General features: G+C 72.6%; 12 protein-coding genes. 8 read left to right on the top strand and 4 right to left on the bottom strand.

All coding sequences use genetic code 11. The features are described from left to right. Positions 1–127 precede the first annotated feature (127 nt). Positions 128–523 (top strand): hypothetical protein, encoded by a 396-nt coding sequence (locus tag ABT288_RS18980; protein ID WP_351608820.1) that lies wholly within the window; start codon positions 128–130, stop codon positions 521–523. Between the two features lie 12 nt (positions 524–535). Here the strand turns inward: ABT288_RS18980 and aroA are convergent, their stop codons facing one another. Further along, on the bottom strand, positions 536–1771 hold the full coding sequence (gene aroA, locus ABT288_RS18975; protein WP_351608818.1) for a 3-phosphoshikimate 1-carboxyvinyltransferase: 1236 nt from the start codon (positions 1769–1771) through the stop codon (positions 536–538). Between the two features lie 225 nt (positions 1772–1996). Between aroA and ABT288_RS18970 the strand changes: the two genes are divergently transcribed. Further along, positions 1997–3985, top strand: coding sequence for a glycoside hydrolase family 3 protein (locus ABT288_RS18970; RefSeq protein WP_351608816.1), 1989 nt, complete (start codon positions 1997–1999; stop codon positions 3983–3985). A 113-nt stretch (positions 3986–4098) separates the two neighbouring features. Further along, positions 4099–4716, top strand: a complete 618-nt coding sequence (locus ABT288_RS18965; RefSeq protein ID WP_351608815.1) for a hypothetical protein — start codon at positions 4099–4101, stop codon at positions 4714–4716. Between the two features lie 178 nt (positions 4717–4894). Here the strand turns inward: ABT288_RS18965 and ABT288_RS18960 are convergent, their stop codons facing one another. Together ABT288_RS18960 and ABT288_RS18955 are read right to left on the bottom strand one after the other, a co-directional pair. Then, entirely contained in the window at positions 4895–5695 is an 801-nt protein-coding gene (locus ABT288_RS18960; protein WP_351608813.1) for a sugar phosphate isomerase/epimerase family protein, read from the bottom strand. Positions 5696–5735: 40 nt separating this feature from the next. Further along, entirely contained in the window at positions 5736–6665 is a 930-nt protein-coding gene (locus tag ABT288_RS18955) for a bifunctional helix-turn-helix transcriptional regulator/GNAT family N-acetyltransferase (protein WP_351608810.1), read from the bottom strand. A 388-nt stretch (positions 6666–7053) separates the two neighbouring features. Here ABT288_RS18955 and ABT288_RS18950 point away from each other — a divergent pair, with 388 nt between their 5' ends. Both ABT288_RS18950 and ABT288_RS18945 read left to right on the top strand, forming a co-directional pair. Beyond that, positions 7054–7311 carry a hypothetical protein gene (locus ABT288_RS18950; protein ID WP_351608808.1) on the top strand — a complete coding sequence of 86 codons (258 nt, stop codon included), beginning with the start codon at positions 7054–7056 and terminating at the stop codon, positions 7309–7311. A 134-nt stretch (positions 7312–7445) separates the two neighbouring features. Further along, positions 7446–8675, top strand: coding sequence for an FAD-dependent monooxygenase (locus tag ABT288_RS18945; protein WP_351608805.1), 1230 nt, complete (start codon positions 7446–7448; stop codon positions 8673–8675). Here ABT288_RS18945 and ABT288_RS18940 read toward each other — a convergent pair. Then, the gene (locus ABT288_RS18940; protein WP_351608803.1) at positions 8661–9719 is read right to left on the bottom strand and encodes a LacI family DNA-binding transcriptional regulator; all 1059 of its coding nucleotides are present in this window, start codon (positions 9717–9719) and stop codon (positions 8661–8663) included. The two genes, ABT288_RS18945 and ABT288_RS18940, sit on opposite strands and share 15 nt — an antisense overlap. A 222-nt stretch (positions 9720–9941) precedes the next feature. Here ABT288_RS18940 and ABT288_RS18935 point away from each other — a divergent pair, with 222 nt between their 5' ends. Genes ABT288_RS18935 through ABT288_RS18925 form a run of 3 tightly spaced genes read left to right on the top strand, consistent with a single transcriptional unit; the run spans position 9942 to position 13077 of the window. Further along, positions 9942–11093 (top strand): Gfo/Idh/MocA family protein, encoded by a 1152-nt coding sequence (locus tag ABT288_RS18935; RefSeq protein WP_351608800.1) that lies wholly within the window; start codon positions 9942–9944, stop codon positions 11091–11093. Further along, on the top strand, positions 11090–12241 hold the full coding sequence (locus tag ABT288_RS18930; protein ID WP_351608797.1) for a dihydrodipicolinate synthase family protein: 1152 nt from the start codon (positions 11090–11092) through the stop codon (positions 12239–12241). The genes ABT288_RS18935 and ABT288_RS18930 overlap by 4 nt, the downstream gene beginning before the upstream one ends. Continuing rightward, complete coding sequence (locus tag ABT288_RS18925; protein WP_351608794.1) at positions 12238–13077, top strand: sugar phosphate isomerase/epimerase family protein; 840 nt, start codon at positions 12238–12240, stop codon at positions 13075–13077. Before ABT288_RS18930 ends, ABT288_RS18925 begins: the two co-directional genes overlap by 4 nt. Positions 13078–13235 lie beyond the last annotated feature (158 nt).

Below are 13235 nucleotides of genomic sequence, written 5' to 3'. Positions count from 1 at the left end.
ACCGTCCCGCCGAAGCCCCCCGTCGACGCGTCTCTCTGACGGCCGTGCAACCATCCGGCATACGTCCTGCGTCCGTACATCAGTACGGCTGCAGGGGGAGTACAACCGTGGTACGGGGAGGACGACAGTGGACAGTGGTGGGATACGCAGGCGTCTGGCGCTCGGTGCGGCGATGCTGGCCGCGAGCGGGGTGCTCGCGCTCGTGACGTCCGGCACGGCCCAGGCGAGCACGGTCGGCGGCTGCGCCGGGAACGAGGTACGGGCCCTGCCGTTCAGCAGTGGGGTCACCCACGTCTACAAGAGCGACGGGTACGTCTGTGCCATGACCGTCGCCCGGCACCCGGGCCCCGTGCAGACGATGTCCGTCAGCGTCCAGGCCCGCGGCACCCGCCCGGTCGTGGACACGGGCAGCTACCGGCACCACGCGGGGCCGGTGACGGTCTACGCCGGCCACCGCTGCGTGTGGATCAAGGGCGCGGTGGGGTCGCAGGAGTCGGTCAGCTCGGGGTGGATCCTCTGCTGACGGCAGGGCCGGTCAGCTCGCTTCCGGGAGCCTCGCGAACGCCTCGTGGAACCCCGGGAACGTCTTGCGGACGCAGCCGGGGTCGTCGTAGGACAGGCCGGGGGTGCGCAGGCCGGTCACCGCGAAGGACATCACGATGCGGTGGTCCCCGAAGGTCCTGATCCCGGTGCCGGGCGCGGGCGTGCCGGGCCGGATCTCGATCCAGTCGGGGCCGGTGGCCACCGGCACGCCGAGCCTGCGCAGATTGTCCGCGCAGGCCTGAAGCCGGTCGCACTCCTTCACCCGGGTGTTGGCCACGTCCTCGATGCGCACCGGGCCGGAGGCGAACGGCGCGATCGCCGCCAGCGTCGGCATGGTGTCGGAGATGTCCCGCATGTTCACGGTGAGCCCGCGCAGAACTCCCGTGCCGCGTACGGTCGTCCGGTCCGCCGCGAGCTCCACCTCGGCGCCCATCCGCCGCAGCACCTCCACGAAACGCAGGTCGCCCTGGAGCGCGCCGGCGCCGAGGCCCGGCACGGTCACCTCACGGCCGGGGGTGACGGCGGCCGCGGCGAAGAAGTAGCTCGCGGTGGAGGCGTCGGGTTCGACGGCGTAGGCGGTGGCCCGGTAGCCGCCGGCCGGGACGTCGTACACCGCGCCGTCCCGCACCACCTCCACGCCGAAGGCCCGCATCATGGCGAGCGTGATCTCCACGTACGGCGCCGAGACCAGGCCGGTCACCCGGATCCGGAGGCCCGTGCGGGTCAGCGGGCCCAGCAGGAGCAGCGCGGTCAGGTACTGGGAGGACTGGCCGGCGTCCAGCACGACCTCGCCGCCCTCGACACCGGCCGCCCGGACGGTGAGCGGATGGTGGCCCTCCGCCTCCTCGTGCCGCAGGTCGACGCCGAGGTCGCGCAGGGCGCGGGTGAGCGGGCCGAGGGGGCGCCGGCGCATCTGCGGCGAGGCGTCGAAGCGGAAGGTGCCGTGCCCGGCGGCGGCCAGGACGGGCAGGAAGCGGGCGGTGGTGGCGCCGTCGCGGCAGTACACATCGGCCTCGGCGAGCCCCGGGCCCTGCGGGCGGCCGTCCACCTGCCAGGCGTCCGGGGTACGGCCCACCCGGTAGCCGAGCCGGACCAGACCCTCGGCGAAGCCCTCGGTGTCGTCGGAGCGCAGGGGGCGCAGGAGCGTGCTGACGCCGTCGGCCGCGGCGGCGAGGAGGAGCGCGCGGGCGGTGATGGACTTGGAACCGGGGATGGCGACTGCGGGCATGCCCGCATGATGACCCGTCGTCCGCACTCCGGTCATGGCCGTCCGGGAGGTGGACGCGCGCCGGGCGGGGGAACCCGGCGCGTGTCCGGCTCGTCCAACGCGCAGGTTGCCGGACGAGTCTTCCGTGCCGTGGTGTCGGCCCCTCGCGACTGGCCGCGAACGCCGACCCACCCCCTTCGCCGCGGCACGGCCGGCCGCCCGCCGCCACCGGCGCGCCCCCCTCCCATGCGCCGGTGGCGGCCCCTGCTGCGGGTACTGTGCAGTCCCTTGACGGAAAGAAACCTCCCGGATATTGGTGACTCCTCGGAAGTTTCCTTCAGCGGTTCTCCTCTGGAAGGAGCGCGCGTGCCCCACACCAGCACGGGAAGCGACGACATCAGCACGAGAAGCACAGGACGCACCGGAAACACCGCAAGACCCTCCAGACGCGCCGTCCTCGCGGCGACCGCGGGCCTCACCGCCGCGCTGACCGTACCGACGGCCGCCCGCGCCGCCACGCCCGGCGACGACCGCCGGCTGCGCGCCCTGATCTCCCGGATGACACTTCAGGAGAAGGTCGGCCAGCTCTTCGTGATGCGGGTCTACGGCCACTCCGCCACCGCCCCCGACCAGGCCGACATCGACGCCAACCTCAAGGAGATCGGCGTCCGCACGGCCGCCGAGCTGATCGCCAGGTACCGCGTCGGCGGGATCATCTACTTCACCTGGGCCCACAACACCCGCGACCCGCACCAGATCGCCGGCCTCTCCGACGGCATCCAGCAGGCGTCCCTGGACCAGCCGCGCGGCCTGCCGGTGCTCATCGCCACCGACCAGGAGCACGGTGCGGTGTGCCGGGTCGGCAAGCCCGCCACCCTCTTCCCCGGCGCCATGGCGCTCGGCGCCGCCGGCTCCCGCGCGGACGCGCACACCGTCGGCCGGATCTCCGGCGCCGAGCTGCGCGCGATGGGCATCAACCAGGACTACTCCCCGGACGCCGACGTCAACGTCAACCCGGCCAACCCGGTCATCGGCGTACGGTCCTTCGGCGCCGACCCGGACGCGGTCGCCGCGCTGGTGGCCGCCGAGGTCAAGGGCTACCAGGCCTCCCGGGTCGCGGCGACCGCCAAGCACTTCCCCGGGCACGGCGACACCGCCACCGACAGCCACACCGGCTTCCCGGTCATCACGCACAGCAGGGAGCTGTGGGAGAAGCTGGACGCCGTCCCCTTCCGGGCCGCGGTCGCCGCGGGCATCGACTGCATCATGACCGCGCACATCCAGTTCCCGGCCCTGGACGACTCCGGCGACCCGGCCACCCTCTCCCACCCGGTCCTCACCGGCATCCTGCGCGGCGAACTCGGCTACGACGGGGTCGTGATCACCGACTCCCTCGGCATGGAGGGCGTCCGCACCAAGTACGGCGACGACCGGGTGCCGGTGCTCGCCCTGAAGGCCGGGGTGGACCAGCTGCTCAACCCGCCGTCCCTCGACGTGGCCTGGAACGCCGTACTGAACGCCGTCCAGGACGGCGAGCTGACCGAGGCCCGCCTCGACGCATCGATCCTGCGCATCCTGCGCCTGAAGGCCAGGCTCGGCCTCTTCGCCGACGCGCGCGGTGGCCGTCCCGGCGGCGTCGACCGCACGGTGGGCACCGAGGCGCACCTGGCCGCCGCCGACCGGATCGCCGAACGGACCACGACCCTGCTGGTCAACGAGGACCGCACCCTCCCCTTCTCCCCGCGCACCGAGCCCCGCCTCCTGGTCGTCGGGGCCGACCCGGCCTCCCCCTCCGGCACCGACGGCCCGCCCACGGGCGTGCTGGCCAACGCCCTCACCGAGCTGGGCTTCACCGCCACCGCCCTGTCCACCGGCACCGCGCCCTCCGCCGCGGCCATCGCCCAGGCGGTCGAGGCCGCGCGGGACGCGGACGCGGTGGTCGTCGCGACCTACAACGTGACGGCGGGCAACGCGCAAGGCACGCTGGTGGAACAGCTCCGGTCCACGGGCAGGCCCCTGGCGGCCCTCGCCGTCCGCAACCCCTACGACGTGGCCCAGTTCCCCTCCGTCAAGGCCTGCCTGACCTCCTACGGCTGGACGGACGTCGAAGTGCGCGCCGCCGCTCGGGTGATCGCCGGACGGGTGGCCCCGCGCGGCAAGCTGCCGGTGCCGGTGCAGCGGGCCGACGCCCCCACGCAGGTGCTGTACCCGATCGGGCACGGGCTGACGTACTAGCCGTACGCCACACACCGGGCGCAATACCTCCAATGGGGGGAAACCTGCCCACATGTCTGGCGTGGCCGCGCCTCCAGGGGCCACGCTGGACCGGGGTGTGCAGGGGGGTTGCCATGCGTGGGAAGGGTGCCGTGACGGCCGTGTGCCTCGCCTGCCTGCTGCCGGCCGCCCTGCTGACCGGCTGCCGGGGTACGGCGGGCACCCCCGTCGGCGACGCCCGCCCCACCCCGGCCACGACCGGCGGCTACGGCGCCGAGTTCCTCGCGGTCGGCGAGTGCAGCTCCTTCGGCACGACCAGCTTCACCGAGGTGCCCTGCGCGAGCGAGCGGGCGGCGGCCAGGGTCGTCGCCCGCTACGACGGCGCGGCCACCGACGGCCCCCTGTGCCCGGCGACGACCGACTTCGTGCTGCACATCAGCGACCGGTCCACGGCCGCCGACGAGGACGGCGACGGCGTGATCCCCCAGGGCTACGCCTGTATGCGCAACCTGGAGCCCCCGCACCCCGGCGACCCCGGCGGCGGGGGCGGCCCTCGCACGATCCCCGGCGACTGCGTGTACGACTCCGGCAGGGGCCAGGTCCGTGAGACACCGTGCGACGGCTCGGGCCGCCGGAAACCCGAGTATCGGATCACCAGGGCGACGGCGACGCGGGAGGATTGCCCGGGCTCGACGGCGTTGTACGTCCAACTGGGCGGGGCCGCACCGGTGGGCTGCGCACGACGGCTCTGACCGACCGCCACGGCTGCCGGCACGACACTCGGCAGCACTCGGTGGCCGGGCCCGGCGCCTCGACGGCAGCGCGGGCAGCGCAGCGCCCCGTAAGGGGCGCGGGGAACCGCGCGAGAAACCACGACGAACCCGCACCCGGCAACGACGCCGCAGCCCCGAGCTCGTGGCCGCAGTGAACCTACGCAGCCTCACCCAGCAGGCGCAGCACATGCTCCCGCCCGGCACCGAGCAGCCCCGGCAGCGGGGCGGCAGCCTCGTACCACCGCTTCTCGTACTCCCAGCACAGCCACCCGTCCCACCCGCGCCGGCACAGCACGTCCACGCACTCGGTGAGCGGAAGCACCCCCGAGCCCAGCGGCAGCGGCGTGGTGTCCTGCGCCGACGCGATGTCCTTCACCTGCACATACCCCAGATACGGAGCAAGCGCCGCGTAGGTGTCGGCGGGCTGCTCGCCGCCCAGCCAGGTGTGCATGACGTCCCACAGCGCACCCACCTGCCGGTGTCCGACCGGGCCCAGCACCCGGATCGCGTCGGCACCGGTGCGATGCGAGTCGTGCGTCTCCAGCAGGATCCGCACCCCCAGCGCGGCAGCGTCCTCCGCGGCGGTGCCGAGCCGCCGGGCGGCCAGGGCGTCGGACTCCTCCGGGGGTCGGTGGGGGTCGGCGCCGGGGAAGACCCGGACGTAGGGGGCGCCCAGGTCGTGGGCGAGGTGGAGGAGGTCCCGGATCTCCGCCAGTACGGGTGCGTCCTCACCGGGCGCGGCGACCCGCGCGTATCCGGCGAGGCCCAGCACCTCGACCCCGGCCTCCTTGAACAGGTGCGCGGTTGCGGCGCGTTCGGCGGGGGAGAGACCGGGATGGACCGGCTCCTCCGGGTGGGCGCGCAGTTCGACGCCGTGGTAGCCGTGCGCGGTCGCGAGCGCCAGGACCTCAGGGACGGGCAGGCCGGGGACACCGAGAGTGGAGAACGCCAGCTTCATGGGCCGGACATTACTCGCCATCCGCCCCGTGCGTGACCCGTCATTCGTCCGATTCGTGCAGATCCAGTCGCCAGTCCTGGCCCACGAGGTCCTTGCCGAAGGAGCGGTGCGGCTTCTCCGCGACGAGCACGAAGCCGTGCCGCTGGTAGATCCGGCGGGCGCCGTCGAGCACGTCGTTGGTCCACAGCACCAGGTCGCGGTAGCCGACCCCGCGCGCGAAGTCGATCACGGCCCGCACCAGGCGGTCGCCGATGCCGTGCCCGCGTGCCTCCGGCTCGACGAGCAGCAGCCGCAGCCGCGCGGTACCGGGCGCGTCGTCCCGTACGCACATCACACAGCCCACCGGGCGCCCCGCCTGTTCGGCGATCCACACCCGCTCCAGATGCGGGTCGTGGTCCTCCGCGAAGTCGGCGACGATCCGGGCGACCAGCCCCTCGTAGTCGGCGTTCCAGCCGTACTCGGCCGCGTACAGGGCCGCGTTGCGCTGGACGATCCAGCCGAGGTCGCCGGGGCGGGGCTCGCGCAGCACGGCCTCGCCGGACCGGGCCCCGCCCTCGCCGAGGATGTCCTGGATGGTCCGCATGGCCTCCGCCAGCCGTGGCCGGTCGGCCGGGACCACGCTGTCGAGCATGGTCCCGACCGTCTCCCGGGCCCGCTCGTCGAGCAGGGCGGCGGCCTCCCGCCCCCGCGCGGTGAGCCGTACCCGCCGTCGGCGCGGATCGCTCTGCGAGGGCCCGCGCTCGATCAGCCCGGCGTCCTCGAACCTGTTCAGGATCCGGCTCAGATACCCGGCGTCGAGGTCGAGCAGGGTGCGCAGATCGATCGCGTCCAGGTGCGGGACCCGGGCGAGTTCGTACAGCACACGGGATTCCGTGAGGGTGTACGGGGCGTAGAGATGGCGGCCGTAGTCGAGGGCGCCGATGAGGCCGGTGTAGAAGCGGTTGAAGGCGCGGACGTCCTGGACGGTCATGATCGCCCCCGGATGTTTGACTCAGTCAGAGATGCTGTCCCTCAGAGACTAGGTCAGCCGCCCGTCCGCGTCCACGGTTCGGCTCGGGACCGTGCGAAATCACTTGCGGTGCACGGGTGTTGACTGTCCGGACCGGGGTCCGCTTCCTTTGCCTGTTCTTTAGCTCGGCACCGGGTCCTGCTTTTGACGGCGTCGCAATCTCGTCGTAGCTTGAAATGGAAACGTCGCTTATGCCCGTTTTACCCGGGAAGTGACGGCCCGTTGCCGGAGCGCGTGTCGCGGGCGGCGGGCGGCGCACAGAGCGACGACGCGCAGGCTCTGGAGCGCATGCGGACGGCCCGTGAGGCCGCCGGACAATCCATCACACCCTCCGGAGAGGGGCTTGATCATGCGCGCACACACCACCCGTATGAAGAGAGTGGCCATTGCGGTCTGCTCAGCGCCGATCCTGGCCATCGCGGCCGGAGCCGGAGCGGCCCAGGCTGCCACCACCACCTCTGCTCCCGCGCACGTCGTCGCGTACCACCACGATGGCGGCGGCTGGGGCTGGGGCGGCGGCTGGGGCTGGGGCGACGAAGGCGGCTGGGGCTGGGGCTGGGGCTGGGGCGGCGGCTGGGGCGGCGGCTGGGGCTGGGGAGGCTGCTGAGCACCAGCACTGACCGACACCCCCTGACAAACCAAGGGTGGATCCGGGTGCCCGACCCCATGGGCACCCGGATCCATATGCCGGAAGCCGTAGCAAGCGATGTGCCGGTGTGACCGTGACGATGGAGGTACCGGATGAGGATCGTCTGCGTGGGCGGAGGCCCGGCCGGGCTGTACTTCGCGATCTCCGCGAAGCTGCGGGACGCCGGTCACGAGATCACCGTGATCGAGCGCGACCCGCCGGAGGCGACGTACGGCTGGGGTGTCGTGTACTGGAACGATCTGCTGGACATCCTGCACCGCAACGACCCCGAGAGCGCGCGGGCGGTGAGCGCCGGTTCCGTGCTGTGGCAGGACCAGGAGATCCGCGTCCACGGCAGCCGGCACGACGGCACGGCGTACTTCGGCGGCTACGGCTACAGCATGGGCCGGGCGGCCCTGCTGGACGTCCTGACCCGCCGCGCACGGGCGCTCGGCGTCGACGTCCGGCACGAGAGGCTCGCCGACCCCGCCGACCTGCCCGAGGCCGACCTGATCGTGGCCGCCGACGGGGCGGGCAGCCGGATCCGGCAGAGCCGCGCCGAACGCTTCGGCACCAAGGTGGAGACGGGCCGCAACCCCTACATCTGGCTCGGCACGGACCGGCAGTTCGAGAGCTTCGTCTTCGACTTCGAGGAGACTCCGGCGGGCTGGATCTGGTTCCACGCCTACCCGTCGATCAAGGGGAGGATCAGCACCTGCATCGTGGAGTGCTCTCCGCAGACCTGGCAGGGCCTCGGCCTCGACACGCTCGACCCCGAGGACGCCGTCCCGCTGCTGGAGAAGATCTTCCACCGCGCACTCGACGGTCACTCCCTGATCAGCAGGTCACGCGGCGAACCGGCGAAGTGGCAGCGGTTCCAGCACCTCAGCAACCGGACGTGGGTCGACGGCAATGTCGTCCTGGCCGGTGACGCCGCGCACACCACCCACTTCACGCTCGGGTCCGGAACCCGGCTCGCGATGATCGACGCGATCGTGCTGGCCCACAGCCTCTCCCAGTACCCGGACCCACGGGTGGCGCTGCGCGAGTACGACCAGCACCGCCGCGCCGAGATGCACCCCGTACAGGCCGGAGCGCGCTCCAGCATGGCCTGGTTCGAGCAGCTCGACGACTACCTGGACCGCGACCCGGTCTCCTTCTCCTACGCCATGGCGGTACGCCAGGGCCACCAGAGCCCCTGGCGCTACCAGGTCCACCTCGCCACGCAGATCTCCGCCGTCCGCAGGGCCCGCCGGGCCTACGACACCGGCAAGCGCTGGTACCGGGACCGCCGCAGGGGCCAGGCGCCACTGCCCCTGCTGGGACGGTCACTCCCCGGCTGACCGGGGCACCCCCGAGGACCCCCGCACCATCAACTCCCCCCGGATCGCGGCGATGGCGCCCGGCGGCGGCTCCTCCCGCCCCATGGCGATACGCCCGGCCCGCGCCCCGGCCTCCGCGAGCGGCAACCGCACGGTCGTCAGCGCGGGCACCGCGTCCACGCTGAAGGGCAGATCGTCGAACCCGGCGACGGACACGTCGTCCGGGATCCGCAGCCCGGAGTCCCGCAGTGCCGCGCACGCCCCGAGCGCGACGGAGTCGTTCGCGGCGACCACGGCGGTCAGCGACGGATCGCGGCGCAGCAGCTCCAGCGTCGCCTCGTACCCGGACTGGCGGTCGTAGCGGCCGTGCACCGTCCAGCGCGGGTCCTCCGCGACCCCCGCCGCCGCCAGCGCCGCCCGGTGGCCCTCCAGCCGGTGCCGGGTCGTCGTACGCTCCTCCGGGCCCGCGATGTAGCCGAGCCGGCGGTGGCCCAGGCCCAGCAGGTGCTCGGTGAGCCGGCGCGCGCCGCCCCGGTTGTCGAAGGTGAGCGCGACGGCACCGGTGTCGGGCGCCGGCGGCCGCCCGCACAGCACCACCCGGGTCCCGGCCTCGGCGAGCTTGCGCAGCTTCGCCGCGACCGCCGCCGCGTGCGGCGCGTCCTCCACGGCCCCGCCGGTCAGCACCACGGCCGCCGCCCGCTGCCGCTGCAGCAGGGTCAGGTACGTCAGCTCACGCTCCGGTGAGCCGCCGGTGTTGCAGACCACCGCGAGCCGCTCACCGCCCGCCCGGCCGCCCCCGACGCCCCCGATCTCGGCCTGGATCGCGCTCGCCATGATCCCGAAGAAGGGGTCGGCGATGTCGTTGACGAGGATGCCGACCAGGTCGGAGGTGGCCGCGGCGAGGGAGCTCGCCGGGCCGTTGAGGACGTAGTCCAGCTCGTCCACCGCCCGCAGCACCCGCTCGCGCGTGGAGGCGGCCACCGGGTAGTTGCCGTTCAGCACGCGCGACACCGTCGCGGGTGAGACCTGGGCGCGGGCCGCCACATCGGCCAGGGTCACCGTCATCTCGTCGTCCTCCGGTCGCGCATCGTGTCGTACGCCCTCGTAGACAGCCAGGTCATGCTGCTGGTTCCGAGAATCCGTCGAGCAGACCTTAAAGCCATGGCCCTCGGTTGTTCGCCCCCTCGAACAACTCGAAGGTGACACGGTCTTGTACGGACCACCGCCCAGAGGCTAGCTTCTCGGGATAGAAAGCGCTTGCTGCAGTGTGTGACAGAGGGGACAGACGTGACACGCAAGACGGTGCGTATCGCCATGAACGGCGTGACCGGGCGCATGGGCTACCGCCAGCACCTCGTCCGGTCGATCCTCGCCCTGCGCGACCAGGGCGGGCTCGACCTCGGCGACGGCACCGTGCTGTGGCCGGAGCCGATCCTGCTCGGCCGCCGCGAGTACGCCCTGCGGGAGCTCGCCGACCGCCACGGGCTCGACCACGTCTCGACGGACGTGGACGCGGTACTGGCCGATCCGTCCGTGGACATCTACTTCGACTCCCAGGTCACCTCGGCCCGTGAGGAGTCGATCAAGAAGGCGATCGTGGCCGGCAAGCACATCTACACCGAGAAACCGACGGCGACGGGCCTGGCGGGCGCCCTGGAGCTGGCCCGCCTCGCCCACGCCAAGGGGATCAAGCACGGCGTGGTCCAGGACAAGATCTTCCTGCCGGGCCTGCTGAAGCTGAAGCGGCTCGTCGACGGCGGCTTCTTCGGCCGGATCCTCTCCGTGCGGGGCGAGTTCGGCTACTGGGTGTTCGAGGGCGACTGGCAGCCCGCCCAGCGCCCCTCCTGGAACTACCGTGCCGAGGACGGCGGTGGCATCGTCGTCGACATGTTCCCCCACTGGGAATACGTCCTGCACGAGCTGTTCGGCCGCGTGAGGTCCGTCCAGGCCCTCGCCACCACCCACATCCCGCAGCGCTGGGACGAACAGGGCAAGCCCTACGACGCGACGGCGGACGACGCGGCCTACGGCATCTTCGAGCTGGAGGGCGGCGCCGTCGCCCAGATCAACTCCTCCTGGGCCGTGCGCGTGGGCCGCGACGAACTGGTCGAGTTCCAGGTCGACGGCACCGAGGGCTCGGCGGTGGCGGGACTGAGGAACTGCCGGGTCCAGCACAGGTCGGCGACCCCCAAGCCGGTCTGGAACCCGGACGTCCCGGCGACCGAGGCCTTCCGCGAGCAGTGGCAGGAAGTCCCGGACAACGCGGACTTCGGCAACGGCTTCAAAGCCCAGTGGGAGCTGTTCCTCAGGCACGTCCACGCCGACACCGCGTACCGCTGGGACCTGCTGGCCGGCGCCCGCGGCGTCCAACTCGCCGAACTGGGCCTGAAGTCCTCCGCCGAGGGCCGCCGCATCGACGTACCGGAGATCGGCCTGTGACCATCCAACTCCCCTCCACGGACGGGCGGTTGCGGACGTACGAGCCCCGCACCGAGCCGTTGCGCGTCTCGCCGGGCACCCCCTTCACCTCTCGTACGGTGTTCTCGGCGGCGCACGTCGTGGCCGACCCGTTCGCGGACGTGTCCCCCGACGCGCCCGCCGCCGTCGACTGGGAGGCCACCCTCGCCTTCCGCCGCCACCTGTGGTCCCACGGGCTCGGTGTCGCCGAGGCGATGGACACCGCCCAGCGCGGCATGGGCCTGGACTGGGCGGGCGCGGCCGAGCTGATCCGCCGGAGCGCGGCCGAGGCACGGTCGGTCGGCGGCCGGATCGCCTGCGGCGTCGGCACCGACCAGATCGAGGCCGGCTCTCCGGCGGAGATCCGCGCGGCCTACGAGGAACAGCTCGCGGTCGCCGAGGAGTCGGGCGCCCAGCCGATCCTGATGGCGTCGCGGGCGCTGGCCGCTGCCGCCACCGGCCCCGAGGACTACCTGGAGGTCTACGGCCATCTCCTGCGCCAGTCCGCCGGGCCGGTGATCCTGCACTGGCTGGGCCCCATGTTCGACCCGGCGCTGGAGGGCTACTGGGGCTCTACCGACCTGGACGCGGCGACCGAGGTGTTCCTGCAGGTCATCGCCGCCCACCCGGACAAGGTGGACGGCATCAAGGTGTCCCTGCTCGACGCCCGGCGCGAGATCGGCCTGCGCCGCCGGCTGCCACGCGGTGTCCGCTGCTACACCGGCGACGACTTCCACTACCCCGAGTTGATCGCCGGCGACGACCAGGGCTTCAGCCACGCCCTCCTCGGCATCTTCGACCCGCTGGGCCCGCTGGCGGCCGAGGCGGTACGGATCCTGGACACCGGGGACGCGACCGGTTTCCGTGAACTGCTCGACCCGACGGTCGAGTTGTCCCGCCACCTCTTCCAGACCCCCACCCGCTTCTACAAGACGGGCGTGGTGTTCCTGGCCTGGCTCGCGGGCCACCAGTCCCACTTCACGATGGTCGGCGGCCTGCAGTCGGCCCGCTCCCTCCCGCACCTGGCCCGCGCCTACGAACTCGCCGACGGACTGGGCCTGTTCCCCGACCCGAAGCCGGCCGAGGAGCGCATGAAGACCCTTCTGTCCCTGTACGGGGTGAACCAATGACCGATCTCGCGCGCTTCAGCATCAACCAGATGACGGTGAAGCAGCTGTCGTTGCCGGAACTGGCGGACTCCTGCGGCCAGTTGGGCGTGAGCCAGGTGGGCCTGTGGCGGGAGCCGGTCCGGGAGTACGGCCTGGAGGCGACGGCGAAGCTGGTCCGGGACGCGGGCCTGACGGTGACGTCGCTGTGCCGGGGCGGCTTCTTCACGGCGATCGACCCGGAGGAGCGTGCCCGCGCCCTGGACGACAACCGCCGGGCGGTGGACGAGGCGGCCACGCTTGGCACCGACACCCTGGTCCTGGTCTCCGGCGGCCTCCCGCCCGGCAGCAGGGACCTGCGCGCGGCCCGCGAACGCATCGCCGACGCCCTGACCGAACTCGTGCCTTACGCCGAAGACCATGGCGTCCGCCTGGCCATCGAGCCCCTCCACCCCATGTACGCATCGGACCGCTGTGTGGTGTCGACGCTGACGCAGGCCCTGGACCTCGCGGAACGCTTCCCGGCGCACCAGGTCGGGGTGACGGTGGACACGTATCACATCTGGTGGGACGACCAAGCTCCGGCGCAGATCGCGCGGGCGGGTGCGGGCGGCCGTATCCACGCGTTCCAACTCGCCGACTGGATCACCCCGTTGCCCGAGGGCGTCCTCAACGGCCGGGGCCAGATCGGCGACGGCGCGATCGACATGCGCGAGTGGCGGGGGTACGTGGAGGCGGCCGGCTACACGGGTCCGATCGAGGTCGAACTCTTCAACGAGGAGTTGTGGGCCCGGGACGGGCGGGAGGTGCTGGCGGAGACGGCGGCGCGGTTCGTGGCACACGTGCTCAAAAAATCTTGAGAACTCGTGCAACCCTCCCCGGGTCCTGAGTGTCGTACCTGTCATCAGAACCCGGGGAGGGGACCCGGGGGGGGGGATTCACGGGGTTCTGATGCGGAGGGGAAAGCCGAGGGGGCGGCGCCGGTCGACGGACCGGCGGCGCCCCCGCGGAGGGGGAA

The organism is Streptomyces sp. NPDC001093 (assembly GCF_040298985.1).
In the GTDB taxonomy this organism is placed as follows: domain Bacteria; phylum Actinomycetota; class Actinomycetes; order Streptomycetales; family Streptomycetaceae; genus Streptomyces.
Note: the sequence above shows the minus strand (reverse complement) of the source record. Positions and strands in the feature narration are given on the sequence as shown.